At 54.5% G+C, this 26,769-nt stretch carries 15 protein-coding genes and 1 pseudogene; 9 read left to right on the top strand and 7 right to left on the bottom strand.

The window, feature by feature from the left end:
* Window positions 1-30 precede the first annotated feature (30 nt).
* From ACFE8Q_RS16755 to ACFE8Q_RS16745, 3 genes are all read left to right on the top strand, one after another.
* Window positions 31-2,451, top strand: coding sequence for an ABC transporter permease (locus ACFE8Q_RS16755; RefSeq protein WP_375446561.1), 2,421 nt, complete (start codon window positions 31-33; stop codon window positions 2,449-2,451).
* Between the two features lie 192 nt (window positions 2,452-2,643).
* The gene (locus ACFE8Q_RS16750; protein WP_375446560.1) at window positions 2,644-2,982 is read left to right on the top strand and encodes a PadR family transcriptional regulator; all 339 of its coding nucleotides are present in this window, start codon (window positions 2,644-2,646) and stop codon (window positions 2,980-2,982) included.
* A gap of 2 nt (window positions 2,983-2,984) precedes the next feature.
* Window positions 2,985-5,642, top strand: coding sequence for an ABC transporter permease (locus ACFE8Q_RS16745; protein WP_375446559.1), 2,658 nt, complete (start codon window positions 2,985-2,987; stop codon window positions 5,640-5,642).
* 211 nt (window positions 5,643-5,853) lie between these two features.
* Here the strand turns inward: ACFE8Q_RS16745 and ACFE8Q_RS16740 are convergent, their stop codons facing one another.
* Complete coding sequence (locus ACFE8Q_RS16740) at window positions 5,854-6,966, bottom strand: Gfo/Idh/MocA family protein (RefSeq protein ID WP_375446558.1); 1,113 nt, start codon at window positions 6,964-6,966, stop codon at window positions 5,854-5,856.
* Window positions 6,967-7,287: 321 nt separating this feature from the next.
* Here ACFE8Q_RS16740 and ACFE8Q_RS16735 point away from each other — a divergent pair, with 321 nt between their 5' ends.
* From ACFE8Q_RS16735 to ACFE8Q_RS16710, 6 genes are all read left to right on the top strand, one after another.
* A complete protein-coding gene (locus ACFE8Q_RS16735; RefSeq protein WP_375446557.1) occupies window positions 7,288-9,681 on the top strand; it encodes an ABC transporter permease in 2,394 nt (797 codons plus the stop codon).
* 71 nt (window positions 9,682-9,752) lie between these two features.
* Window positions 9,753-12,119 carry an ABC transporter permease gene (locus ACFE8Q_RS16730; protein WP_375446556.1) on the top strand — a complete coding sequence of 789 codons (2,367 nt, stop codon included), beginning with the start codon at window positions 9,753-9,755 and terminating at the stop codon, window positions 12,117-12,119.
* A gap of 185 nt (window positions 12,120-12,304) precedes the next feature.
* On the top strand, window positions 12,305-12,643 hold the full coding sequence (locus ACFE8Q_RS16725) for a PadR family transcriptional regulator (protein ID WP_375446555.1): 339 nt from the start codon (window positions 12,305-12,307) through the stop codon (window positions 12,641-12,643).
* Window positions 12,640-15,300, top strand: a complete 2,661-nt coding sequence (locus tag ACFE8Q_RS16720) for an ABC transporter permease (protein ID WP_375446554.1) — start codon at window positions 12,640-12,642, stop codon at window positions 15,298-15,300. Before ACFE8Q_RS16725 ends, ACFE8Q_RS16720 begins: the two co-directional genes overlap by 4 nt.
* A 308-nt stretch (window positions 15,301-15,608) precedes the next feature.
* Window positions 15,609-15,944, top strand: coding sequence for a PadR family transcriptional regulator (locus ACFE8Q_RS16715; protein ID WP_375446553.1), 336 nt, complete (start codon window positions 15,609-15,611; stop codon window positions 15,942-15,944).
* Between the two features lie 12 nt (window positions 15,945-15,956).
* Window positions 15,957-18,671, top strand: a complete 2,715-nt coding sequence (locus tag ACFE8Q_RS16710; RefSeq protein ID WP_375446552.1) for an ABC transporter permease — start codon at window positions 15,957-15,959, stop codon at window positions 18,669-18,671.
* A gap of 124 nt (window positions 18,672-18,795) precedes the next feature.
* Here ACFE8Q_RS16710 and ACFE8Q_RS16705 read toward each other — a convergent pair whose 3' ends face one another.
* From ACFE8Q_RS16705 to ACFE8Q_RS16680, 6 genes and pseudogenes are all read right to left on the bottom strand, one after another.
* A complete protein-coding gene (locus ACFE8Q_RS16705; RefSeq protein WP_375446551.1) occupies window positions 18,796-19,860 on the bottom strand; it encodes a carboxymuconolactone decarboxylase family protein in 1,065 nt (354 codons plus the stop codon).
* Between the two features lie 23 nt (window positions 19,861-19,883).
* Window positions 19,884-20,455 (bottom strand): annotated as a pseudogene (locus ACFE8Q_RS16700) (DapH/DapD/GlmU-related protein).
* 438 nt (window positions 20,456-20,893) lie between these two features.
* Complete coding sequence (locus tag ACFE8Q_RS16695) at window positions 20,894-22,618, bottom strand: M14 family zinc carboxypeptidase (protein ID WP_375446550.1); 1,725 nt, start codon at window positions 22,616-22,618, stop codon at window positions 20,894-20,896.
* Between the two features lie 96 nt (window positions 22,619-22,714).
* Complete coding sequence (locus tag ACFE8Q_RS16690; RefSeq protein WP_375446549.1) at window positions 22,715-23,200, bottom strand: YybH family protein; 486 nt, start codon at window positions 23,198-23,200, stop codon at window positions 22,715-22,717.
* Window positions 23,201-23,259: 59 nt separating this feature from the next.
* A complete protein-coding gene (locus ACFE8Q_RS16685; RefSeq protein ID WP_375446548.1) occupies window positions 23,260-23,748 on the bottom strand; it encodes a hypothetical protein in 489 nt (162 codons plus the stop codon).
* Between the two features lie 46 nt (window positions 23,749-23,794).
* A complete protein-coding gene (locus ACFE8Q_RS16680) occupies window positions 23,795-26,674 on the bottom strand; it encodes a glycosyl hydrolase (RefSeq protein WP_375446547.1) in 2,880 nt (959 codons plus the stop codon).
* Window positions 26,675-26,769 lie beyond the last annotated feature (95 nt).

Here is a 26,769-nt window from a genome sequence, read left to right as displayed (position 1 = left end):
GTGCCCCACGCTCCTAAACCCCTCTTCCTTATGCTCCAGAACTATGTTAAAATTGCGTGGCGGAACCTGCTGCGCCACAAGGCATTTTCGGCCATCAACCTCGTTGGGCTGGCTATTGGTATGGCGGCCTGCCTGCTCATTTTGCAATACGTTGCGTTTGAACTGAGCTTCGATAATTTTCACGATAAAGGCGATCGTATTTACCGCGTCCGGCAGGATCGGTATGACGCCGGGAAGCTTAGTACCGAGTGGGTATCGGGTGCCTATGCCGTTGGGAACTCGTTCAAAGATGCGTTCAATGAGATCGAAGACTATGTGAAGGTGGTTGGCAGCGGGTCGGTGGTGGCTGAGGTGCAGGGTGGTGAGCAACTGAAAATCGAGAAGGTGTATTTCGCCAGCAAGGCGTTTTTTACCGTGTTTTCCTATCCGCTGATTGCTGGTGACGCCCGCACCGCCCTGACCGAGCCAAATACCGTCGTGCTCTCGGAAACGGTAGCTAACAAGCTCTTTGGCAGTGCTAATCCGTTAGGTAAAACCATGCAGGTGAACAGCAAACAGGCGGTGAAGGTAACGGGCGTGTACAAGGATTTTCCCGCCAATTCACATCTAAAACCCGACCTGCTGCGCTCATATGCCACCTACATAAAAGATATGGGCCCCGATAACAACCCCGAAACGGCCTGGACCTGGGACGGTTGCCTGACGTACCTGCTGGTGCGCCCCGGCACCGATCCGCAGGCATTATCGGCGAAGTTTCCGAGGGTGGTCGACAAACTGGTTGGGGCCGAACTGAAGAAGTATAATTCGGCGGCTATCTACACATTACAACCCCTGCGCGACATTCACCTGTATTCGCACTACATTGGTGAAACTGAACCGAATGGCGATGGAAAAACGACCTATCTGCTGCTGGGAATCGCCTTTTTTATCGTCATCATCGCCTGGGTGAATTACGTGAACCTGGCTACAGCGCGGGCCATCAACCGGGCCAAGGAAGTGGGCGTTCGAAAGGCAGTGGGCTCGCAGCGGAGCCAGCTTGTGAAGCAGTTTATGGTTGAATCGTTTATGCTTAATGGCCTGGCGGTGCTGCTGGCCCTGATTCTGGTGCTGGTAACCATTCCAACGTTCAACAGCCTGTCGGGCCAGCATCTGACGCTTTCGTTGCTGGCAAATGTGCGCTTCTGGCTGGCGTTGCTAGGCCTGTTTGTGGTGGGTACGTTCTTCTCGGGTGTGTACCCTGCTTTCGTGCTGTCGGGTTTCCGGCCAGTGGTGGTGCTCAAAGGGCGGATGGTCAATACGCGGCAGGGAATTTTACTGCGCAAAGGGCTGGTTGTGTTTCAGTTTGGGGCGTCGCTCTTTTTGCTGGTGGGCACCATGGCTGTGTTCAGCCAGATTCAGTTCATGCGCGAGCAGACGCTGGGCCTCAACATTGACCAGACGCTGGTGATCCGTCCGCCCATTGTTCGTAACGATTCGACGTATATGAGCCAGATGAAATCGTTTAAAGACGAGTTGCTGCGGCAGTCGACCATTCGGAGCATCACGGCCTCCACCTCGATTCCCGGCGAGCCGGTAGGCTGGAACGCGGGCGGTATTCGGCTGAAAGGGCAGGACGAAAGTAAGGCCAAGCAATACCGCGTCATCGGCGTCGATTATGACTATACAAACGCCTACGGTCTGAAGCTGGTAGCTGGCCGCACCTTCGCCAAAAGCTTCGGCACTGATCCTAATGCGGTCATCTTCAATAAAATGGCCATTGCCCAGTTGGGTTTTCAGAACCCGACCGACGCCATTGGCAAAGAGATCGAGTTTTGGGGTAAGACCTATACCGTCGTGGGCGTGGTCGATAATTTCCACCAGCAATCATTGCGTGAAGCGTTCGAGCCGCTTATTCTCCGCCTGATTCCCGATGTGCAGGGCTTTTTCTCCGTGAAAATGGCACCGGCCGAATCCGCCAAAACCATCGCTACGCTGCAATCGGCCTGGAACCAGTTTTTTCCCGGTAACCCGTTCGAGTACTTCTTCCTCGACCAGCACTTTGCCGATCAGTACCGCGCCGATCAGCGGTTTGGACAGGTATTTGGCTTCTTTACGGGGCTGGCCATTCTGGTGGCGTGTCTGGGTTTGTTCGGGCTGGCGTCGTTCACCACCGTGCAGCGGACCAAGGAGATCGGGATTCGTAAAGTGCTGGGCGCGTCGGTAGGGGAGATTCTGCAACTGCTGTATCAGGAATTTGCCACGCTGGTTGCCATCTCATTTGTTGTAGCGGCTCCGCTAGCCTGGTTTGCCATTACCAGTTGGCGGGCAAGCTACGCTTTCCGGGCCGACCTGAACGGCTGGCTGTTTATAGTGCCCTTCGTCGGTGTACTCGCCATCGCCCTGCTGACTGTCAGCTTCCAGACCGTAAAAGCCGCGTTGATGAACCCCGTTAAATCGTTGCAGGTAGAATGATAGGGTTGGGGCCTGGCCAAAGCAATACACACAAGAAACTCACAAACCCAGCCCCCCACCAATTTGCGGACAACGGTTGTCCACAATCGGACAGGTGAATTTGTTGAAAAGTGCCTCAGGTACGTACCTGAAGCACTTTTCTGAAACTGGCATCGCATTTGATCGGCATTATCGTATAAAATAGATTGGGGTATGAAACGAGCGTTTCTTGGCGAGTTTGAGGAAGTGGTGCTGCTTACCGTAGCCATCCTCGACGAAGGCGCTTACGGCGTCACCGTCACGCAGGAAATTGAGCAGCAGACTGGCCGGACCGTTGGCTTCAGCACAGTGCACACCACCCTGCAACGGCTGGAAGAGAAACGTTTTCTCTCCTCGGAAATGGGTGGCGCAACGGCCGAACGGGGTGGTCGGCGGAAGCGATTCTTTACGGTTACGGCGGCGGGACGGAAAGCGCTGGCCGAGGTGAAGCAGGTACGTATGCAACTATGGGATGCGCTGCCGCCACAGACGCTGCAACTCATGGGAATCTGACGATGGCTGCAAACGCACAGGAACCCAGCCCACCGCGCTGGGCGCAAACCCTGCTGAACTGGTGGGCTCATCCCGATACGGCCGAGGAGGTACAGGGCGATCTGCTCGAACTCTACGATTACTGGGTACGTACCCAGGGCCGTCGGCGGGCCAACTGGCGCTACAGCCTGAGTGCGCTCAAATTGCTACGGCCTTTGGCCAAACCAACCAACGTACCTGGGATGAAGTCCCCCAGCCGCTATACCGATCAATACCGATCACCTCTTTTCCTTAGCCCTGCTATGCTTCGCAACTACATCAAAATCGCCTTCCGCAACCTGACCCGGAACAAGGTTTTTTCGGGTATCAACCTGCTGGGACTGTCAACGGGCATCACGGTTTGCCTGCTGATATTCCTGTTCATCATGAACGAGTTCAGCGTCGATAATTTCCACAAAAATGGGAAGAGCATCTACCGCGTTATGCGGGGCATTGAGCACGAAGGGAAAGAGGTTGCCGTATCGTACCTGTCAGGACCGTATACGCCCGCCCTGTTGACCGACTTCAAGGGGCAGATCACCCAGGCTGTCCGCGTAAACCCGACCGACGCCCTGGTGACCATCCAGACCAAATCGTTTCACGAACGGAAAATCGTCGACGTGGATCCTAACTTCTTCACGTTCTTCTCGTTCCCTCTGCTCAAAGGCGATCCGGCCACGGTACTGACCGACCCGGCGAGTGTGGTACTAACCGAATCGACCGCCAAAAAATACTTTGGTAGCGTCGATAACGCCCTGGGTAAAATCGTTGAGATCGATAAAAACCTGCCGGTTAAAGTCACCGGGATTGCGCAGGACGTACCTGCCAATTCGCACCTGGATTTTGACCTGGTTTTGCCGCTGGAAAACTACAAAGACCGGAGTTACATGACGGTCTGGATCAACAACGGCCTGTACACCTACGTGCAGCTTGCCCCAACGGTCAGCGCGGCGCAGGTAGAGCGTAGTTTTCCACGGTTCATGGATAAATACATGGGGGCGATTCTGAAACAGGCGGGCTTCCATTTCAAGTTGTCGCTCACCCCACTGTCCGACATTTACTTTGAAAACGCGGCCTTCGACAGCGTAAAGCATGGCGACAGAAAAGCAGTCTACATCTTCCTGTCAATCGCGATCCTGATTCTGCTGGTGGCTTGCATTAATTTCATGAACCTGTCGACGGTTCGGGCGGTAGACCGGTCAAAAGAGATTGGCGTTCGCAAGGTGTTGGGTGCCGTTAAAGGCCATCTGGTATGGCAGTTTATCGGCGAGTCGCTGCTGTTGGCAACCCTTTCGTGCGTGCTTTCGGTTGGGTTGATGATCCTGGTGATGCCCTTCTACAAACAACTGCTGGGCTACCCACTGAATCTGGCCGTTTATGCGCTGCCGATCGTGCTGTTCCTCATCGGCATCATCCTGGTGGTCGGGTTTCTGTCGGGGAGCTATCCGGCCTTCATACTGGCGGCGTTTTCGCCCATCCAGGCGTTGAAAGGGAAACTGCGGCTGGGCAAAGGAGGCACTTCGTTAAGGCAGGTGCTGGTGGTGGTTCAATTCAGCATTTCAATACTGCTCATGTTGGGAACAGCCATCGGTACTCAGCAAATGAGCTACCTCAAAAACAAGCAACTGGGCTACAACAAGGCACAAACGCTGGTTATCCCTATCGATAATGATGATATCTACAACTTCGTTCTGAATCATAAGGCTGAACTGCTCGCCCAGACGCAGATAGAGGCCGTTTCGATGATGTCGGGCGCACCCGGCGGCTTCTTTGATGGCCTTATGTTCGACGTAGAAGCGCATACGAACCGGTGGAAAGCCCGATCGGAGTTTGCCGATTTCGATTTTGTGAAAACGCTGGGTCTGAAGATCATTGCCGGCCGGGATTTGTCGCCCCAGTACCCTACCGACACAACGCAGGCAGCCCTCATTAACCGGACAGCGGCGGCTCGGCTGGGCTGGACCCCGGAGCAGGCCGTTGGCAAGTGGATCAAGAATACCCAGCGAGATAGCACCAACCGGACCATTGTTGGCGTGGTGGAAGATTTCAATTTCCTGTCCCTGAAAGAAGCTATCGAGCCGCTGGTAATTACGGCATCCCCTGACCGCCGGGCCGCGTTGATCAGGCTGCGACCCGGCAACCTGACGGCTACCGTCGAGATGATCCAACAGATATATGCCAGAACGCGACCGGCTTACCCGCTTGAGTACCGCTTTCTGGACCAGCAGTTCGACCAGTTATACCAGACCGACCTGCGTCAGCAAACGATTTTGAGCGTATTTGCCGGTTTAGCCATTTTCATCGCCTGTCTGGGCTTGTTTGGACTGGCTACTTTCTCTGCCCAGCAGCGTACCAAAGAAATCGGCGTTCGCAAAGCGCTCGGTGCCTCCGTCGGCAGCATTGTCACACTCCTGTCCAGCGATTTTTTGAAACCGGTGAGTATCGCCCTGCTGATTGCCAGCCCGGTAGCCTGGTGGGCCATGAGCCAGTGGTTGCAAAGCTTCGCCTACCGCATCGACATCGCGTGGTGGCTCTTTCCGCTCACGGGCCTGCTGGTCGTAGGCATTGCGCTGCTGACCGTCAGCTTCCAAAGCATCAAAGCCGCCCTGACCGACCCGGTGAAATCACTACGGAGCGAGTAGGGGTTTGTATTCGTTCTCAAAATCCTCGTACGCAGGGACCTAGATACGTGGTATTTACGATCTATTTTGTAAAGACAAGAAAGGAAACGAGTTCATTGTAGCGGGCCAGTTGTAATCCTCCTACCGGGCCAGGGCTGATCAAACCAGGTTTTGACTGGTTAGAAAGCCTAGTTCCAATTTTACCCAATCATTTTGAGTTGAACGTACCCAGCTAGCCAATGATGATCTTCTTGCCGGTGTTGGCGGCGCGGTAGATGGCTTCGATGATGCGCATGTCTTTGCGGCCTTCTTCGCCCGAAATGTGTGATGGGAGCGGTTTGTTGCTCAGGATGTGGCTGGCGATATCGTCGAGTTGGGCGGCTTGCTGGTTGATGACCGGGAAATTGAACACGTTCCGGCTGGTTTTCCCCGCAAAGGGGCCGTAGCTCAGGGCCGGGCTTAGCTCAAACGTACCTTCGTCGGCCGTCGCGAAGAAGCGGTCGATGTTGCAGTTGGCGGTGGTGGCTGAGGTGCAGATGGCCCCACTCGGGAAGTACAGTTGCCACATGATGTTCTCCTCCACCTCGATAAACCGGTCGGGCATCGTCACCGGGCCGTATTGCGCGGTTACGGCTATGGGCTCTTCGCCCAGTACATACCGGCTGCTCTGCACGCAATAGACGCCCAGGTTCATCAGGGGGCCGCCACCCGCCATGGCTTTGCTGAGGTGCCAGTCGTCGGCGGGGATGCCCGCCAGCCGGTAGCCTAGTGCAGCGTCAATCAAACGTACCTGACCAAATACCTTTTCCTGCCCGAGTCGCTTGATCTCCATATGGTGCGGTTCGTAATGCAGTCGGTAGCCAACTGCCAGTTGTACGCCCGCTTTCTGGCAGGCGGCAATCATTTCCTGGCAGTCGCGTTCCGTAAATGCCATCGGTTTTTCCACGATCACGTGCTTGCCGGCTTTGGCCACCCGCAGCGTGTATTCCTTGTGCATCCCGTTGGGCAGGGTGATGTAGACCAGATCGATATCCGGGTTGTTGGCCAGTTGGTCGAGCTGCTGATACGAGTAGACGTTCTTGTCTTTCAGGCCAAATTCGGCTTTCCACTGCGCCGCTTTGGCCGGTGTGCCCGTTATCACGCCGTTGAGCTGGCAATAGCGCGAGGCGGCAAATCCGCTTTTCAACACGTTGGCGTAGCGTCCCAGGCCGCAGACCGCCACGTTCAGTTTTTTAGCCTGCTCCGGCGTGTCGAAGGCCGACGCCATGAGGGTAGGCGAGAGCGTCGAGGCGCCGATGCCAAGACCAAGATTACCGATAAATGCACGTCTGGAGTAAATAGCCATGTTGACTTGTTTGGAGTCCCAAAGTAGGCTAGCATGATGGCTTTATCCTATTAGGAAAAGGTTCAAAGGCGATTCGTACTGGTGAATGGCAATCGGGTTGTCATGCCTGGCCACGCACCGTAATTCCAGGTCAGGTACGTTCAAAGCACCACCAACTAAACAACACTTTGTAGTCCGTCAGCGTACGGTCTCTGTCCGTTTCTGGACAGGATAAAGTAAGATATACGGCTATTGGTGGCTGAAATAGGCTTTTTGTAGTCTGGCAGGGCATTTGACCATATAGAGCTACACGCTCAGTTACGAACCACTTTTCAGCCAGTTATGCTACGGAATTACCTCAAAATCGCCTGGCGCAATCTTGTCAACAATAAGGTCTATTCTGCCATCAACGTCGGTGGGTTGGCCGTGGGCATGGCCGTTGCCATGTTGATTGGCCTCTGGATCTACGATGAACTGTCGGTGGATACCTACCATCAGCATTACGACCGCATTGCGCAGGTGATGCGGAACCGGACTATTAACGGCCAAACCGACACCAAAACGGGCTTGCCGATTCCGGTAGCTGCCAGCTTGCGGACGACCTACGGCGACAATTTCAAGCACGTCGTTCTGGCGTGGTGGACTAGCTGGCACACGCTTAAATCAGGTAATCAGGTTTTCTCGAAGAGTGGGAAATTCATGACGCCCGAAGCGCCCGATATGCTGTCGCTGACGATGCTGAAAGGGAGTCGGGATGGGTTGGCGGAACCCGGGTCTATTCTACTGTCGCAGTCGGTGGCAACGGCGTTGTTCGGCAACACAAACCCGCTGCACAAAACGCTGGCGATCGACAATACGATGACAGTAGAGGTAACGGGCGTTTATGCCGATATCCCGGCCGGAAACACGCTGTCTGATGTGCAATTCATTGCTCCCTGGGACTTATACGCGGCCTCGACGGGTTGGGTGAAGGAAGCCAGCGATGACTGGACCAATACCTCGTTCGAGATTTTTGTCGAGCTGGTTCCGGGGGTTACGGCCGAGGCTGTTTCGGCAAAAATCAAGCCGTTACTCGTTGGGAAAAGTAAGGGCAATGAGGCGCAGAAACCCGAAGTAACGCTGTTTCCTATGTCGCGCTGGCATTTGCATTCGGAGTGGAAGAACGGCGTGAATGAGGGCGGACGTATTCAGTTTGTCTGGCTGTTCGGTTGTATCGGGCTGTTTGTGCTGTTGCTGGCCTGCATCAACTTTATGAATTTGAGCACGGCCCGTTCCATCAATCGGGCGAAAGAGGTAGGCATTCGAAAAGCCATCGGATCGCGCCGGAGTGAGTTGATCACGCAGTTTTTTGGTGAATCGCTGCTGGTTGTTGTCATTGCCTATGCGTTGGCCCTGACGCTCGTCTGGCTGGCTATGCCCTTCTTCAACCAGGTCGCCGATAAGTACATCTCCATTCCCTGGCAGACACCAATTTTCTGGCTGCTGGGCGTAGGGTTCACGTTGCTGACGGGCCTCATAGCGGGTAGTTATCCGGCGCTGTATTTGTCTTCGTTCCGGCCCGTTACCGTGCTGAAAGGGCCGTTTAGGCTGGGTACTAGTGTGGCTACGCCCCGGCGGGTACTGGTCGTGCTGCAATTCACGGTGTCCATTACGCTGCTCATCGGTACGCTGGTGGTGTACCGCCAAATCCAATACGCCAAAAGTCGCCCGATTGGCTACAGCCGCAATGGCCTGATCTCACTGTTGCTCAACGTACCTGATTATGACAAACACAGCGAGACGGTGCGGAATGAACTCATCAAATCGGGCGCGATACTTGAGATAGGGGAGTCGGCCAGTCCACTCACCGAGGTGCGGTCAACGAATGGTGGTTTCGACTGGGCGGGAAAAGATCCGGCGCTTCAGGTCAACTTTGCCACTGTTGGTATATCGGCTGAGTTTGGCAAAACGGTGGGCTGGCAGTTCAGGAAAGGGCGCGACTTTTCACGGCAGCTCGCTTCCGACTCGCTGGGTATGGTACTCAATGAATCGGCGGTAGCGTTTATGGGTCTTCGCGACGTGATTGGCCAAACGGTGAGTTGGAACGGAAATGGGTTCAACGTTCGATTCCACGTCATTGGGGTGATCAAAGACATGGTGATGGATTCGCCCTACGACCCGGTGAAGCCGTCTGTCTTCTTCATTGCCCGGCAGCCCGGCAAGTTTTTGACCATGCGCCTGAATCCGCAGCGCCCGGCACAGGCATCGTTGATTACGATTGGTGAGGTATTGAAAGAGCACCTGCCCGAAGCACCATTCAACTACACCTTTGTGGATAACGAATACGACCAGAAATTTCGGAGCGAAGAACGCATTGGCCAACTGGCTGGTCTGTTTGCCGGGCTGGCCATCTTCATCTCCGGCCTGGGTCTGTTCGGGCTGGCCTCGTTCATGGCCGAACAGCGTACCAAAGAGATCGGCGTTCGGAAAGTGCTGGGCGCGTCGGTGCTGAACCTGTGGAGCCTGCTGTCGAAAGACTTTGTTTCGCTGGTCGTGATCGCCTTTGTCATTGCCGCACCACTGGCTGGGTACGTGCTGCACAACTGGCTGATGAGCTACGAATACCATACCGAAATTTCGTGGTGGGTGTTCGTTCTGTCGGGCGCGGGTGCGTTGCTTGTCACACTCTTAACCGTCAGCTTCCAAAGCATTAAGGCCGCCCTGATGAATCCCGTAAAATCGCTCCGGTCTGAATAGACTACAATTCGTATTCACATTCCCGGAATCGCCCGGACCAACCGGAGTAATCACGTTTTTTCGACTCTACCATGTTACGTAACTACATCAGAACCGCCTGGCGGAACCTCTTCAAAAATACATTCTACTCGCTGATCAACATCACGGGCTTGACCGTTGGGCTGTCGGTGGGCATACTAATCCTGCTTTGGGTGCAGGACGAACTGAGTTTCGACCGGTTTCATAAACAGGCGTCGTCCATTTACCGGCTCGAAAACTGGGCGGGAACCGGCAGTAGTCGGCAGATCTGGACAACTACGGTGGCACCAATTGCGGGCTTCGCCAAACGCGAAGTTCCCGAAGTGAAAGAGGGCGTTCGGCTGGCGCATAACTACGCCTACACGCTGTTTAACTACCGGGACAAGGTGTTTAACGAAGAGCACGCCTTTTTTACCGACCCGACTTTTTTCTCGGTCTTCGATTTCAACCTGATTCAGGGAAATCCGGCGAAACCGTTTCCCGATAATAATTCGATCGTGCTGACGGAAACCACCGCCAAACGGTATTTCGGTAGTGCTAATCCGATTGGTAAGGTGCTGGCTGCCAATGACAAAACGGCATTTACGGTGAGTGGTGTTATTCGCGATCTACCCAAAAACTCGTCTCTCACCGGCGACATGTTCCTGCCCATGTCGCTGCACTTTAGAAACATGTATGGCAATAATACGGACGGGAAAAACAAGGATACCGATTTCTCGCAGTTCATGTACGACACGTACCTGCTGATACCACCGGGCGCGTCGATTGCGAATGTAGCCAATAAACTGCGGGCCATTCACCTGCGCAATAAACCCGACGACACCGACCTGACCTATCTGTTGCAGCCCTTACCGAGCATGCACCTGTACCGGGCCGACGGCACCGAGGGCGGCATTGAAACAATTCGCATGTTTGCCGTCGTGGCCCTGCTGATTCTGGTCATTGCCTGTATCAACTACGTCAATCTGTCTACGGCCCGCTCCCTGCTGCGGTCGAAAGAGGTGAGCATGCGCAAGATTGTGGGAGCCGCCCGGTCGCAGTTATTTACCCAATTTCTGGTCGAGACCACATTGCTGTTCACGCTGGCTACGGGGCTGGCTATGGGGCTGATGGCGGGGTTGTTGCCGCTGTATAACCAGTTGGCAGGCAAGGCGCTGGTGCTCGATTTTGCCAGTTACCAGATCTGGCTGGTGATTGGCCTCACCATTGCCGGCACGCTGGTAGCATCGAGCATTTACCCGGCGGTGTTGCTGTCTTCGTTTGACCCGTTGAAAGCACTGAAAGGGAAGGTATCGAACCGGATCAGCGAGGCGTCGTTTCGGAAGGTACTGGTCGTGGTTCAGTTTGCCGTGTCGGTCATGCTGATCGCAGGTACGTTCATCATCAGCAACCAGTTGCACTATATTCGTTCAAAGGAACTGGGCTACGACAAAAACCATGTGTTTGCCTTTTTCATGCGCGACATGACCAAGCAATACGACGTGCTGAAAGCCGATCTGCTGAGTCAGCCGGGTGTGGCGGGCGTTACGCGGTCGAACGCCAACATTGTTGACCTTGGTAGCCAAACCGGCGATAATGCCTGGGACGGTAAACAGGCGGGCGAAACCATGATGATGCGGCCCATGTCGATCGACAAGGATTTCATTCCGTTTTTCAACATGAAGCTGGCACAAGGGGCTAATTTTACGGGTGCCGTGGCTGATTCGCTGCACTTCATCCTGAACGAGACCGCTGTAAAAGCCGCCCGGATCCACAACCCGATCGGGAAACGGTTCCGGTTGTGGAAGCATAACGGGACCATCATCGGCGTGGTGAAAGATTTCCATTTCGCCTCAATGCGGCAGAAGATTGAGCCCGCCATTTTTTATTACGACACGAAGCAGGCTGGGGCTATGTATGTGAAAACCACCGGGAAAGACGCCGCCCAGGCAATCGCCACGGTTGAACGCGCCTGGAAACAATACAACGGCGATTATACGTTCGAGTACTCGTTTCTGGATGAGGTGTTCGACAACCTGTATAAATCGGAGCAGCGGACCGGGTTGTTGTTCACCATCTTCGCGTCTATCGCTATTCTGATCTCGTGCCTCGGCCTGTTTGGGCTGGCTGCCTTTACGGCGCAGGTACGTACCCGGGAAATTGGCGTGCGTAAAGTGTTGGGTGCCAGCGTGGGCAGCGTGATTCGGCTGCTGGCTAAAGACTTCATCCAACTGGTTATCGTTGCCATTGTCATTGCGGTGCCGGTAGCCTGGTGGGCCATGAACCAATGGCTCCAGGATTTCGCCTACCGGATCGAGATCAGGTGGTGGATGTTTGCCCTCGCCGGTACGTTATCGCTGGCTATTGCGCTGCTCACGATCAGTTTCCAGAGCATCAAAGCCGCCCTGATGAACCCGGTAAAAAGTTTGCGGAGCGAGTAAATGACCGGTCAGGCGGCTAGCGTACTGACGTTTATCGCCTGACCGCTGTCCGAAAATCATGTCCATTTGCGGACAACTTTCACTAAGAGTAACGCGTAAAAACCGCCAAATTAGCCAGATTAAGGCGTTTGGCGTTTTTGGTCGCTGATTTGTACGATAAAATAGAGACTAATCGAAACGAGATAATGCGCAGAACGTACCTGGGCGAATTTGAAGAAGTAGTACTGCTGATGGTGGCCATTCTGGATGGCGAAGGCTACGGCGTATCTGTCAGTCAGGCACTGGAAGAACATACGGGTCGGGTGGTCACGTTTGGCACCGTGCACAATACGCTTATCCGGCTGGAGGAGAAAGGCTTTGTTTTATCTGAACTTGGCGGTGCCACGGCCGAACGCGGTGGTCGGCGCAAGCGGCTGTTCCGGGTTACGGCCCTGGGTAGCCGGGCGTTGCAGGAGATTCAGCAACTCCGGCAGGAACTCTGGCAACTGGTGCCACCCCAATCATATCAACTCAGCAGCTTATGAACGTACCTGAGTCTACTCCACAGCCCCAGCCAACTCCGCCGCGCTGGGTACGTTGGCTGCTGACACGGCTGCACCCCGAAGACACGCTCGAAGAAGTGGAGGGCGACCTCGACGAACTCTACGCATACTGGCATGACCGGAAGGGCCAAACACAGGCTACGCTCAGGTACGTGCTCAACGTGGTGTCGGTGCTGCCTCCCTTCGTGCGCCGCCGAAAACAAACTAAACAAGACTACGAACACATTTCATCCCTGCATCCCGCTATGCTTCGCAATTACCTCAAAATCGCGTTCCGTAACCTGACCCGCAACAGTACGTACTCGTTGCTGAACGTGGCGGGTCTGGCACTGGGCATGACCTGCGGCATTCTGCTGTTCACGCTCATTACCTATCACCTTAGTTTCGATAATTTCCACACCCAGTCGGACCGAATTTACCGCTTCGTGACCGAGCAGCATCGCGAAACGATCAGCTACTCGCGGAGTGTACCTGCGCCGTTGGGTAAGGTGTTCCGAAACGAGCACACCTTTGCCGAAAAAGTAGCCCGCATCGCTACTTTCGATGATATGCTGATCACGGTGAAGCAGGGGCGGGAGGTCGCTAAGTACAAAGAGCCCGAAGGAATCGCGTTTGCCGAGCCGGATTTTTTCGACCTGTTCAACTACCCGCTCATCAACGGTAGTAAGGTTACCGCTCTCACCGAACCCAACACGGCCGTTCTGACCGAGCGCATGGCCCACAAGTATTTTGGCGGGGCCGACCCGATCAATCAGCTCATTCGGATAGACAACAAGATCGACCTGCGCATCACCGGCGTACTGAAAAATTTACCCATCAACACCGATCAGCGCGCCGAGATCATTGTGTCGTATAATACGCTGAAACAATACGACGATTGGCTCGCCAGTGACGATTCGTGGGGGGGTATCACCAGCGCCATGCAATGTTATGTGCGCCTGCGTTCCGGCATTACGCCCGAGCAGGTTGAAGCCGTGATGCCCGCCTATGTGAAACAATACCGGCCGACCAACAAAAACGTACACCACTATAAGCTGCAACCCCTGGCCGACGTGCATTTCGACGCCCGCTACGACGGTGCCATGACCAAAACGAACTTATGGGTACTGGCCTGTATCGGCCTGTTTCTGATCATTACTGCCTGCGTTAATTTTGTGAACCTGGCCACGGCACAGGCGCTGAATCGATCGAAAGAGGTGGGCGTACGGAAGGTGCTGGGCAGCGTTCGGGGGCAGTTGTTCTGGCAGTTTATCACCGAAACGGGACTGATTGCGACAACGGCCTTGCTGATTGCCCTGCTGTGTTCACTGGCGGTGCTGCCGTTTGTCAATGACTGGTTCAAGGCCCACCTGAGCCTCAATCTGTTTTCTGGCTGGCAGTTGCCCCTGTTTGTGCTGGGCCTGACAGTACTGGTAACGCTTTTTGCGGGTGCTTATCCCGGCCTGATTCTGGCGGGTTTCCAGCCGATTCTGGCCCTGAAAGGGCGGTTGTCGCAGCAGGCAATTGGCGGTTTCAACACCCGCCGTGCGTTGATTATCACGCAGTTTGCCATTTCGCAAATCCTGATCATCGGCGTCATTGTCATTGCCAATCAGATGCGTTACGCCCAGCAGTCGGAGGTTGGATTCGATAAAGATGCCGTGGTGATGGTGCCGCTGGCAACCGACTCCAAACCGCAGACGATGCACGCCGTAGCTGACCGGTTCTCGGCGCTGGCTGGCGTGAAAAACGTGTCGCTTTGCCAGGCTGCTCCCGCCTCGAACAGTAACTGGACCACCTCACCCCGCTACGATAACCGGCCAGACGAAGAGCCTTTTTCGGTCAACGTCCGGGCTGCTGATGATCGGTTCATCCCGATGTTCGACCTGCAACTGGTCGCCGGCCGGAATAGCTATCCTGCCGACTCGGTGCGGGAGTTTGTGGTCAATGAAGCGTTTGTTCGCAAGCTTAATCTGCCGTCGTCTGCGCTGGTGCTTGGTAAGAAGGTAAGCCTGAACGGGGGTGAGTTCGAAGGGCCAATTGTAGGCGTCGTCCGGGATTTCCATGACAAGTCGTTCCACCAGGATATGGCACCGATGTGTATCAGTACGGCCCTGAAGAATTATGAGTATTACGCCGTAAAAATTGACCTGTCGACGGCACAGACTACACTCGCCGCCCTGGATGGCATATGGAGTCAGACGCATCCCGATCAGGTGTTTTCTTATCAGTTTCTCGATGATCAGATTGCTGAATTCTACGAGACCGAAACGCTGATGCTACGGCTGATTCAGGCGTTTGCGGCCATTGCCATCTTCATTGGCTGCCTGGGGCTGTACGGGCTGGTCTCGTTTATGGCGGCTCAGAAAACAAAAGAGATCGGCATCCGTAAGGTGCTGGGCAGCAGCACAGGACAGATCATCTGGATCTTTGCCGGGGAGTTTACCCGCCTGATCCTGATTGCTTTTGCTGTGGCGGTACCGGTGGCCTGGTTTGCCATGAGCCGGTGGTTGCAAACCTTTAAAGATCAAATTAGTATTGGCGTCGACGTGTTTGCGCTGGCCATCCTGGGTACGTTCCTCGTCGCGATCCTGACGGTCGGCTACCGCTCGATGAAAGCCGCGTTGATGAACCCGGTGAAATCACTGCGGAGTGAGTAAGGAACCACTACGTAGTCTTCAAAAAGCATCGCTATTAAGGCGGTGCTTTTTTTGTGAATAGCTATTTAAATGTGCGTTATGGATAGCAATACGAAGTCGCTCTTTGCTGACGTCGGACTGACGAAGCGTATTAGAAAAATGGTCAGATAGCTGTCCGGGGTCGTACTGAAACTGTCCGTTTCTGGACATCGGCTCCCCGTTTTTCGATTCAGAAAACGCGCTTCAACGCCCATACAGGCATTATTCAGTAATTGGCAAGGCATTTGACATACCGAAATAGATAATATAGAACCTTTACCTGGTGAGTCATGCGTCGAAGTGATTTAGGTGAGTTTGAAGAGGTGGTGTTACTAGCCGTGGCCGTTCTGGTGCCCAAAGCGTATTCGGTGGTCATTGCCGAAGCGCTTGAACAGGAAACGGGGCAGACCGTCAGTACCGGGGCGGTCCATGCGGCCCTGCAACGGCTCGAACAGAAAGGCTACCTCCGGTCTGAACTGGGCGAAGCAACACCCGAACGGGGTGGTCGACGGAAGCGACTCTTCACCGTAACGGCGTTGGGCGGACGGGTGCTGGGCGAAGTGCGTGCTGTGCGAAATAATCTGTGGGATCGTATCGTGCCGGAAATCATCCTGAACTGGAGCTGACCTGACTTCATCATGCACCGTGACCAACTCCCCAACAAATCGTCTGCCACTGGCCCGCCCCGATGGCCCGACAAGCTGCTCAACTGGCTGGTGGCCCCTCACCTGCGCGAAGAGGTACTGGGCGATATGCACGAACGCTTCTACCAACGTACCCAGCGGCTGGGCCTGAGCCGGGCCAGGCAACGATACTGGCAGGACGTGCCAGCCTATATGCGTCCCCGATTTATCAGACGACAACCTGACGAGTATCCCAATCCAACCTTCAGCGACATGCTCCGCAACTACCTCACCATCTCTTTCCGGACGCTAAGCCGGAACAAGCTCTATACGACACTCAACGTGGCGGGCCTCTCGTTTGGCATTGCGTGCTTCCTGCTGATCGGGCTGTACGTATTCGACGAACTGACGTTTGATCGGCAACACCGTAAAGCGGATCGGATTTACCGGGCCGTTCAGCACAAAAAGACACCGACCGAAGACCTGACCATTGCCGCGTCGAGCTTCAAGGTGGCTGACGAAGCGAAAAAACGGATTGGCGAAATCGAGAACTCCGCCCGCCTTGTCAGAACGGGACGGGCCAATATCTCAAATCCGGCCAACAAGAATTCGTTTCAGGAAACCATTGCCTTTGGTAACGCTGGTTTACTGGAGGTGTTTGATTTTGAGGTTGTTGACGGAACAATCAAGTCGGCGCTGACTGAGCCGAACACCATCATCATTGTGGAAGAACTGGCGCAGCGCCTCTTCAACAGCACCCAGGTTGTTGGTAAGACGGTCGATTTTGAACTGGATAAGCCACTCAGGATTACGGCTGTTCTGAAAAACCATCCCCGCAATTCGAGCTTCACCGTCAACGCGGTCGTTTCAGAGGCCACCATCAGTAGCGACAGTGAGTTTGTCGACTGGATAGCCAGTTGGGACTCGCAAACTTTTCAGACGTTTTTTCTGCTGAAAGAAAAAGCCAACCCGGACGTAGCGGCGGCAAAAATCACCCGGTTGCTCAACGCCAACATGCGCCACGAGCCAGGTACGTCGGTAGCGTATACGCTGCAGCCCCTGGCCGATATGCACCTTTTCTCTGAGCATATTGTGGACGGTGCCCGCAATGGAAACGTGGAAGCGACGGGGCAGGGGGTGCTGCTCTACATTAAACTCTTTGCGGTCGTTGCCTTGTTTGTGCTGCTCATCGCCTGCATCAACTACATGAACCTGGCCACGGCCCGGGCATCCAACCGGTCGAAAGAAATTGGCGTTCGTAAGGCCAGTGGTGCGTTTCAGAGCCACCTCATTCACCAGTTTCTGACCGAATCGCTGGTGGTGACTACGATCTCGTTTCTGCTGGCTATTGGGCTGGTCAATCTGCTGCTGCCTGCGTTCAATGAATTTACTAATAAAGAACTCTCGCTGGGCCTCCAGACCGATTACCGCATCTGGCTGTATGGCCTGCTTGCGCTGGTTGTCACGGGTCTGTTATCCGGTAGCTATCCGGCATTTCTGCTGTCGGGTTTCAGTCCGCTGTTGTTATTGAAAAGCCTTAAGCGGCAAAACCGGGGTGATCTATCCTTGCGGAAAGGGCTGGTTGTGTTCCAGTTCACAATTTCCGTGGTAATGATCATCGCCACCATTGTGCTGTTTCAGCAGGTTCAGTTTATGAATACCAAACAGTTGGGCTTCAACAAAGAATTGCTGCTGGTTGTCGATATCAACAGTGGTAAAGTTCGGGCCGGGGCCGAAACCATCAAGCGGGAATTCAGTCGTATTCCAGCGGTCAAGCAGGTATCGACCACTTCGCGGGTGCCGGGCGAATGGAAAACAATTCCAACCGTCAGGGTCAAAACTGAAGGCAACACAAACGAGGAAAAAGTGGCGTATTGGCTTGGTGTCGATGAGCACTTTACCAAAACCTTCGAGGTGCAACTGATCAATGGCCGGAACTTCACGGGCCTGCGCGATTCGTCGTCGGTGCTCCTTAACGAAACGGCGGCTAAGCTGCTGGGTATCAGCCAGGCATCGGGCCAGCAGGTGACTATTCCTGCCCGGGCAATGGGCGGTAGTTTTCATCCGCTCAACGAGACCAGTACGCCGTTTAAGGCTACGGTGGTCGGCATTGTGAAGGACTTTCATTTCCAGTCGCTGCGCGAGAAGATTGCTCCGATGCTAATGGGCTACGAGCATAATCCGGTGCATACCATCGATTATTTCACCGCCCGAATAAACGGACAGGACGTACCTGCAACGCTAGCCAGCATGAAGGGTATACTGGCCAGTATCGACCCCACGCACCTGCTTGAGTATCATTTCCTGGACGAGCAACTAGCCCGCTTCTACGCCGAAGATCATCGCCGCGAGACCTTGCTGATCTGGGTTGCCCTGGCCACAATTTTCATTGCCAGTCTGGGCCTTTTCGGGCTGGCGACCTACGCAGCTGAGCAACGTATTAAAGAAATTGGCGTTCGGAAAGTGCTGGGCGCGTCGGTTGGCGGCATTGTGGCTTTACTGGCTACCGATTTTTTGAGACTGGTAGTCGTGTCTATCCTGATTGCCTCACCCATTGCCTGGCTGGCGATGTCTAGCTGGCTCGATGAGTTTGCCTATCATATTATCTTCCCCTGGTGGTCGTTTGCCCTGGCAGGCTTTGCCGCGCTGGCCATTGCATTCCTGACGGTTATTTTTCAAAGCGTGAAAGCCGCCCTGATGAACCCGGTTAAAAGCCTGCGGAGTGAATAAGGCGCAAGGCATCATAAACTGAACGTTGAGTCAAAACCGGCCTACTGTGAGAAGGTCACGGTATGCCGGTTTTGTTGCTACAGCGACGCCATTGTTGTAGACCTGTAAGTCAGTCAGGCAAAGCTCATTTTAGCTTTTTGAATACGTCCAGCATGGTTGCTGGGTTAAGGCTAGCCATATCAATGAGCGTCAACGACTTGACCATTTTTGACGTACCTGTTTTATAGTGCTGAAAATGCGGCGATTTGATATGCGCCTGATAGGCTGCCTGGCTGGCGTATACTTCGATCAGCCTGATTTGCGTTGGTTTCTCCTTCTCATACATCGGGAAAATGGCAATCACCCCCGGTTCCAACTGTACAGACTTTGCCGCCTCTTCTTTCAGGATCGCCTTGTAGTCATCCAGATAAGCCGGTACAATCTCAATTTCAGCGATGCGGACCATCATATCCGATTCAATAACGGGGACAGGTGGCTTTGCCAATGCGGTTCTAAGCGTATTGGCCTGTGTTCGGCTGATGACCGTTTCGATCAACCCCGCCACATCGGCTAACTGGCTCTCCATCAGTCCGGTATTCAGGCCGATTTTTATATGAGACTGCAATTGGGGAACCACGCCCGGCATGGCGGCCAGAGCAGATATGGTAACCAGCTCCCGTTGCTGGTAGGTCAGTACGTCACTGTCGAATACATCGGCAAACAGGTGCTCTTTCAAGAAGGCGTCAATCCGTGGGGCGAATTCACCGAAACCTGGTGCGGGCTTGGGCTGGGTTGTTTTGCTTAGTGTCTCTAACACCTTTCTGCCCCGTTCGTATTTGTCAGACTGGTTGTTGGCCGAATGAAACGCCTTACCCGGTGGGTCCTGAATACCCTTTGCTTTCCGTTCGTCCAACACGGCCATAAACGTACCCAGCCCGTTCAGGCTTTTCGGAAAACCACAATAGGCATACAAGTGCACCAGCATTTCCTTGATTTCGTTGACCGTGAGGCCCGCGTCGAGCCCGGTGCTCAATTGCGTTTTTAATCGGTCCAGATCACCGGTGGCAGTTAGCGCAGAAATGGCGACGGTGCTTTGTTGCTGCGGATTCAATCCCTGGGTGTTGGGGGTTGCTTGTTGTGCATTCATGTCTGTTGTTGATACCAGCAGCCCAAAAAACAGTAATAGGGGCAGCACCGTGTTTGTTCGCATCGCGTCGATTTAGTTTGGTCGCCTTAAATTGGTTTCACCACGTTCGCCGGAATACCGGCAACCACGGTGTTTGCGGGTACATCCCGGCTTACAACAGCACCCGCCGCCACCACAGCATTTTCACCAACCGTAACGCCCGGTAAAATAGTGGCTCCCGCGCCGATCCAGGCATTGCCTTGGATCAGGATAGGTTGCAAAATAACGGTTTTACGGTCGCCGGGCTCCAGCGGGTGATTTTCGGAGGTGAGATTAACCCGAGGGCCGATCTGTACGTCGTCCTCAATCGAGATGCCGCCAATATCCAGGAACGAACAGGCATAGTTGATAAAGATGTTCTTGCCGAGCCGAATGGACTGGCCAAAGTTGGTAACGGGGGAAATATCGTCGTAGACTGATCAATATCATTGCCGATGATGGTACTCAACTGGCTACGTACCTGATCGATGTCTGTTGCCGTTGTATTCATCGTAACGCATAACCGGAGGGTACGCGCTACCACATCGCTACATTTGCTGTACTCAGGATCGTCCTTGCGCAGGAGTCTTCCGGCCTGTAGCCGCTGGAAAATATCAGTGTTCAATTGTTCTGTTGGCATCTTTATGTCCAGTGGTTAATTGATGGGCTGGTTGATTAGCTGATTGGTTTGTTGAATGTCAGAGTATCAACCAATCAACCGCACCAATCCGGCGAGCGACGGATCGGCGACCCGCAGCCCATCACGATGGTGTACGACATACCATCGCTGCTACCGCCCGGAATAACGCCGGTGAGCAGGCTCTACTATAAAGACTGGAATATCAAGATCGTCGATCGGAAGAAAAGTGGTTACGATACCTACCTGTCGCCCAACCGCCGCAATTTTTACAAGATCATGCTGATGACCAGCGGCACAGGCCTCAAAACAACTTTGCCGACCAGCCTGATTTTAGCCAGTTCTTCAAGAACTATGTGGGCATTACGCCTACCGAATTCCGGCGCTCGCCCATCTCACCGGACTATGAGGGGTAAGGGACGGGAGCGGGTCAGGGCTGCTTCAGCGGGCAACTTCCAGCCGATACACGGGGTAGCGGTTGAATGTCTTTTCAAAGTAGGGTGTTTGTTTGTAGATGAATTCTAGCTGGGCGTTCCCGTTTTCGGCAAAGGCTTTGTCGGTGGTGCGTTTGTCGGCGAGTTGCTGGCGGAGGGCGGCGTTGTTACGGAGCAGTTCGGCGGCGGTGTCTTCGAAGATGTAATTCGAGAAATATTCTTTCTGGTCGAGGATGCTGTCGAAGAAATTCCAGGCAAAAAACGAGTCCTGCGCCTGCGGTTCCAGCGTTTCGATCAGGTAGCGGTTCGTAGGCTGGCTGGTCGAAATCAGGAAGTCGCCTTTGTAAAACTGAATGTGCTGCACCTCCGTTCTGACCTTTACGCCTGTGTGTACATAATGCCCCTCGTAGGGCCGTTGACCCGTTTTGTAGTCGTCGATGTAATAGGCCGATACGGTCATCAGGGTGTCTTTTGGTAGGGGCTGGAGCCGAACGCCGTTGCGTTTTAGTAACGTAATGGCCTCCTGCCATGCCTGCGGAATAACGTACCCAGCCGGTTTAGTCAGTTGCAGGTCGGGTACAAACGTATTCATGTACGGAACCTGCTTTGTGAACGGCTTCGTGCGGTCGTAGTACAGCCGTTTCAGGCCCGACACATCGCTGGTTTTATAGGCCGCTTCGTAGCCCAGAAACGTGACTGAGTCTACTTTGCTGCGGTCGAGCCGGTAGTTCAGGTCGAAGGTCGTTTGCTGACTCACGGCGGCGTCGGCGCGCTGTTTGTTGGCCAGAATGGTTTTGGCGTCGCGCTCGCACAGGCGCAACACGGCTTCATCGAACGCGTAGCTGCCTTTCACCCGCGCCGGGTAGTCTTTCCACATGTGAGTTTCCAGCGTGAAGCCAAAACAGTTGAACATCGCCGCGTAGCCGGTTGTGTAGCGCGGCGAATCGTTGTAGCCCAGCAGGCCGCTTTCGGGCGTGTCTTTCGGGTGGTTTACGTAGGGCGCCGACGGAAAGCCTTTGTCGGCAAGGGTTTTGTCCAGCGCGGGCTGAAACGTCTGCACCATGTAGCCCGAAACAGCCGGGTGCAGTTTGTCTTTCTGCGTGGCGAAATACGTGACTACATGTTGGTAATCGGCCCCGTCGCTGGTGTGGTTATCAATGAATACCTGCGGTTTCAACTGCTGGTACATGGCCTGAAATGCCCGTGTATTTTCGGCGTCGGCTTTAATGAAATCACGGTTCAAATTCAGGTTGCGGGCGTTGCCCCGAAAGCCATACGAAACCGGCCCGTTCTGGTTTGCCCGCGATACACCCCGGTTCAGGCTACCCCCCACGTTGAACACCGGTACAATAGCCAGCAACACATTTTTGGGCAACTTATTGGCCACCAGCAGGTCGCGTGCCATCATCATGCAGGCGTCGATGCCCTCCGGTTCGCCGGGGTGAATGCCGTTGTTGATCAGCAGGGTAATGCGGTCGGGGCGGGCGGTAAAGTTCTTGTCGGCGGCCAGGAGAAACAGGTGCAGTGGCTTACCCACATCGGTTTTTCCCACTTCGATCAGTTTCGCCTGCTCAAACTGCTTGTCGAGCCGTTGGTAATAGTCGATGATTTCCGGGTACGTTGCCGTTTCGCGCCCCTGACTGCGTTCGTAGGGCGTAACAAGCGTGGGTTTGGATTGGGCGAAACAAGTGGTAACGAGCAGGCAGAAGAGCCAGTAAACGGGTGTTTTCATGATGAAGGTTGTATGATGCGCTCAAGATACCGGGAAACCCGTCAACTAAACGAACACACACTGGTAAATAGACGGCATCCGGCCGGATCGAGCGGTTCACTTTACGCCTGGCCCTTTCTCGCAATAGCTACTGCCAGAACACGTCAACGGCGTAAACACTTCGGCTCTGAGCGCCCATTGGCCATTGATCTGATGCCATTTGGCCAGGTACGTTCCCGTGAGCATCACGGTGCCGTCTGTCTCCTGCCATGTGCCCGTCCAGCGGCCTGTTTCCGAAGCCATGTGCCACGATGCGAAAACGTCAATTTGCGTAGGCGTTCGAACGTACACAACGTTTTTTTGGGTGCGAAACGCGTTAGCTAACGCCCGTTTACCGCCTTCTTTCCCCTTCGCCTCCGTATTACGGGCGCTCAACAGGGTGTAGTCATCGGTGAAGAACGAAGCCAGGTGTGTGGTGTCGTGCCGGGCAATGGCTTCGTTGAACTGCTGACGAATGGCCCGGATTTGCTGATCGGCGGATGGCTGAGCCAGACTAATACCGGACATGGAGAGGCAAACGAAGAGGAGAAGGCGTAATTTCATAAAAGAATGGGTAAATACGTTGTTTTCTAAAGATGTGTCATTGCCGCTGCCAAACCAGGCTAGGTTCGTTCATCCTGAAACGACAGGCGAATCAGGATAAACGAGCCTAGCTCAGCAATCAGCAGGCTGAAGAAGGTAGACGAAAGCCCGGGGAATTCGTAGGCCAGAAACACTTCATCGCTGACAATGAACGCGGCCCACAGCCCGATGGTTAGGCCGAATGCCTGATACGACAACGCCCGGCTGTTGCCCGCCTTTCGGACGGTGGCCAGCAGTGCTTTCCAGAAAAAGAAGGCCCCAATGCCTTCCCAAAGAATAACTCCGGCAAAAAACACGCCCGCCAACCCGGCCGTAGGTCCATAAATGCCGACTACCTTACTGACCATGCTATAATTGCCCGATACAAACCGAAAATCGGATGGGAGCAGGGTTAGTGCTTTCAGGGCGTCGGTGGTGTTGCTCAGGCAGACGATGGAAAAATAAAGCGCCCAGAAAAGGAGTAACCCCGCTCTGAGTCGCCGGTCGATGGTTTGGTGAGTGGGTGTCATGGCAGCTTTGTTAGTCCACCAAAGTAGCTAAACTAGTTGTATTGTGCTATTGGTCTGATGTTGAGAGTAGTTGCACGGGTCCAAGCAAGCCGGAGGGCTGCAATTTCCAGTCGGGGCGAACGGTGACGTTGGTGTTGGTCAGCCGCTGTTCTTTGGGTTTTGTGCGGTCGCCGATGAGTCGGTTTCGCCACGAATTCACAATATCGATTTCCAACTGATTGCCTGTTTGTTTCACCAGCCTGCCAACCGGAACGCGGAACGGTGGAGCCCAGACAATCCCAAGATCCTGCCCGTTGAGCCGTACCCGCGCCATGCCTACATCCTGCACGTCGCCCAGGTCGAGGAAGAGATTTTTCGTAGCTGCTGGGGCGTCAAATGTCTTGCGATAGGTGGCGGTTCCCGAGTAAAAATGAATGCCGTCTTCCGGCCGCGTGGTCCAGTCGACGAGGTTATCGAAGGTGACAGATGCGGGGCCACTCGATATCCATTTCGGGTCAAACGATACCTGCCAGGGGCCTGAAATCGTAGATATGGGGTTGTAGACTGGCGCATTTCGTTTCGTAACGATGCCCTGTTGCGTGGCTGGAATTGGTTGGCGGAACACCACGAATACCGACCCGTAGGGCGTCAGGTCGAGCGGTAGGCTGATGCGGCCGTCTTTTTGCTGGAAAGCGGTTGCCGGCTTGATGCTGCCCGTCATCGGGTCCCACAGTTCGGGCTGGCGTCCATTTATGCGGAACGTGGCAGTCAGTTGCGCGGCGGTGGCGTTCTGGTTGCTGATGAAGTAGTAATCGACGTTATTCAGCGTTTTGTGGAAATAGTCAAATGCCTGTCCAGCGGCATTTCCGGTCAATTCAGCGTCGGGTTTTACTCCATCGTCGAGCAATAACTCGCGGGCCGTTTTGCCCCAAACCACGCGGCCAGCACAGGTTTTGTGCTCACCAGCGGCTGATTCATCCGCGCCCCAAAGTTGGTCGGTCAGCGTTCTAAGCTCGGTCTCGCTGGCTGGGTAACCCACCAGACTCGCCGTTGATCTGGGTTTCAGGCCGATAACCGTTCCGCCCGCCTGCACCAGTTGCGCCACTTTCCGCAGGGCTACCAGCGACAGCACCTGATGATCGGGTAGCACCAGCACCCGGTATGATAGTCCATGTGGCAGCATGATCCGGCCATTTTTTACGCTCAGAACCTGCAGCCGATCTTCGTTGATCACATCGTAATCGAACTCGGGTAAGGCGTGCCCCGGATCGTCGGCTTTCTGACGGGCGATGTTGGGTACGTGGTCGCCATAATAATAGAGTACGTCGGCCACTGACTGCCCCTGTTGCAGGATGTACTGGCAGCGGGTGAGGTACTGGATGAAGCCGGTCGAATAATCCCACCAGGTTACGTTGGGATTGAAGTGCGTACCAGCGAAATATTCCTGACCGGGCAGGCCCATTTCTTTGGGCGAGCAGGTGAACGTATGCAGGTACACCAGGTTCAGTCCGGCGCAGAACTCGTGATCGGCACTCGATTTCATGGCCGACCAGATCACGTCGTTCCAGTGTGGGCCAATCGTCGTGAACGACTCGGCACCCACCAGTGGCTTGTTGTAAATATGGGCGGCACTGGCGGCCTGTTTCACGAAAAAGCGATTGACGGGCGTGGGCCGGTGCGGCGAGGGCGACCAGAATTCGCTCATCATAATATCGCTGTAGCCATAGTTTTTCAACCCGTCGAACGGCCCGGCATGTGGCCCTGCCGACTCGGGTTGCAGACCGATACCGTATTTGGCCGAACGCCGGGCAAAAATGGCGTAGTGGTTGTCGGCCACGCAGTCGCTGATGGTTTTGCGGAGATCAGCCAGGAAACGGTTGCTCTCGTCGCGGCTGCCTATAATTTTTCCGGCCACCACGGGCAAATACGGGATAATGTCGTAGCCGCGCCGCTTGCGGAATTCCTGCGCAAAGGCTTCTGTCCAGTTGCAGCCGCCCGCCTCCCAACTGTCGGTTTGCAGGTATTTTAGCGTCTTGCCCGCCATTGGTCCAACCAATTTCAGCAACGGTTCTACGTTCGTATCCCAGTAGCGGTTGAACGTTTTCGGATTCAGCGGATCGAGCACGCGGCCCTGCCATTTCCCGCTCGACGTCGACACGTCGGCACCCGTCGGCGTGTAGCCAAAGCGCATAATCGTCCATTCGCCCGCTGGCACCTGCCACGTCAGCACACCCTGCGCGTTCATGCTGGCGGTGAGGTTTTGAATGGCTTTCGGGGATGCATCGGCTTCGCCCGGTGTAGCAGGTACGTCCGTGAGCAGAAAGCGGGTGTCGGGGGCTGATCCTCCCAACTCGATAGTGCCTGCTTTGGCCTGTAAATCCTTGATTGGCTCCCGTTTCGTTGCGTTTTTCGGAAAAGCCAACACCGCGATATCGTTATAAAGGCCATCCTTCATTTTTGGCTGAGGCATGGTTTCCCGGTACGTCATCGGCCCCTTCACCGTCACCTCCGACCAGGTTAATTGCCTGGCGGCTTCGGCTGGGGTAATGTCTGGTCCGCCGAGATTCCAGCCGCTCTGAATACTCATGCTCAAGACCAGCCCCAGCCGGTTGGCTTCCTGAACGGCATGCAGATACAGTTCGCGCCAGGCGGTTGAGCCAAATAGGGGACCTTCCGGTACCTGTGCGTTGCCCCGTTGCTCGGCTCCGCCTGCGTCGAAAATGCAGGCCCCACTGAACCCCTTGGCTTTCATGGCTTCCAGGTCGCGGGTGATGGCTTCTTTAGTTACGTTGCCGTTGAGCCACCACCACCAGCACCGGATGCCGTAGTTTGATGGAGGCGCTGCAAACGTGGCGGCTGAAATGCCCGATGTTGGCGGTGTCGTTTTCTGGGCAAAAGTGAACGAGATGAAGAAGAAACTGAGCAGGCAGAAAAGGATCGTACGCATTGATAGGGGAGATGCTATTGGTTGAGCAGGGTTAATGCTGGTTAAAAATAAGTACGTTAGTCGTATAAGTTTCTTCGCAGGTCATGCCTGCCGCA

The sequence above is a fragment of the uncultured Fibrella sp. genome (assembly GCF_964250085.1).
Lineage (GTDB): Bacteria > Bacteroidota > Bacteroidia > Cytophagales > Spirosomataceae > Fibrella.
Note: the sequence above shows the minus strand (reverse complement) of the source record. Positions and strands in the feature narration are given on the sequence as shown.

What these genes read in the sequence shown, in the direction of transcription:
- ACFE8Q_RS16755 (WP_375446561.1), top strand. Translation starts at nt 31, where the DNA reads ATGCTCCAGAACTATGTTAAAATTGCGTGGCGGAACCTGCTGCGCCAC.
- ACFE8Q_RS16735 (WP_375446557.1), top strand. Translation starts at nt 7,288, where the DNA reads ATGCTACGGAATTACCTCAAAATCGCCTGGCGCAATCTTGTCAACAAT.
- ACFE8Q_RS16705 (WP_375446551.1), bottom strand. Translation starts at nt 19,860, where the DNA reads ATGCGAACAAACACGGTGCTGCCCCTATTACTGTTTTTTGGGCTGCTG.
- ACFE8Q_RS16740 (WP_375446558.1), bottom strand. Translation starts at nt 6,966, where the DNA reads ATGGCTATTTACTCCAGACGTGCATTTATCGGTAATCTTGGTCTTGGC.
- ACFE8Q_RS16750 (WP_375446560.1), top strand. Translation starts at nt 2,644, where the DNA reads ATGAAACGAGCGTTTCTTGGCGAGTTTGAGGAAGTGGTGCTGCTTACC.
- ACFE8Q_RS16745 (WP_375446559.1), top strand. Translation starts at nt 2,985, where the DNA reads ATGGCTGCAAACGCACAGGAACCCAGCCCACCGCGCTGGGCGCAAACC.
- ACFE8Q_RS16685 (WP_375446548.1), bottom strand. Translation starts at nt 23,748, where the DNA reads ATGACACCCACTCACCAAACCATCGACCGGCGACTCAGAGCGGGGTTA.
- ACFE8Q_RS16690 (WP_375446549.1), bottom strand. Translation starts at nt 23,200, where the DNA reads ATGAAATTACGCCTTCTCCTCTTCGTTTGCCTCTCCATGTCCGGTATT.
- ACFE8Q_RS16720 (WP_375446554.1), top strand. Translation starts at nt 12,640, where the DNA reads ATGAACGTACCTGAGTCTACTCCACAGCCCCAGCCAACTCCGCCGCGC.
- ACFE8Q_RS16710 (WP_375446552.1), top strand. Translation starts at nt 15,957, where the DNA reads ATGCACCGTGACCAACTCCCCAACAAATCGTCTGCCACTGGCCCGCCC.
- ACFE8Q_RS16680 (WP_375446547.1), bottom strand. Translation starts at nt 26,674, where the DNA reads ATGCGTACGATCCTTTTCTGCCTGCTCAGTTTCTTCTTCATCTCGTTC.
- ACFE8Q_RS16715 (WP_375446553.1), top strand. Translation starts at nt 15,609, where the DNA reads ATGCGTCGAAGTGATTTAGGTGAGTTTGAAGAGGTGGTGTTACTAGCC.
- ACFE8Q_RS16695 (WP_375446550.1), bottom strand. Translation starts at nt 22,618, where the DNA reads ATGAAAACACCCGTTTACTGGCTCTTCTGCCTGCTCGTTACCACTTGT.
- ACFE8Q_RS16725 (WP_375446555.1), top strand. Translation starts at nt 12,305, where the DNA reads ATGCGCAGAACGTACCTGGGCGAATTTGAAGAAGTAGTACTGCTGATG.
- ACFE8Q_RS16730 (WP_375446556.1), top strand. Translation starts at nt 9,753, where the DNA reads ATGTTACGTAACTACATCAGAACCGCCTGGCGGAACCTCTTCAAAAAT.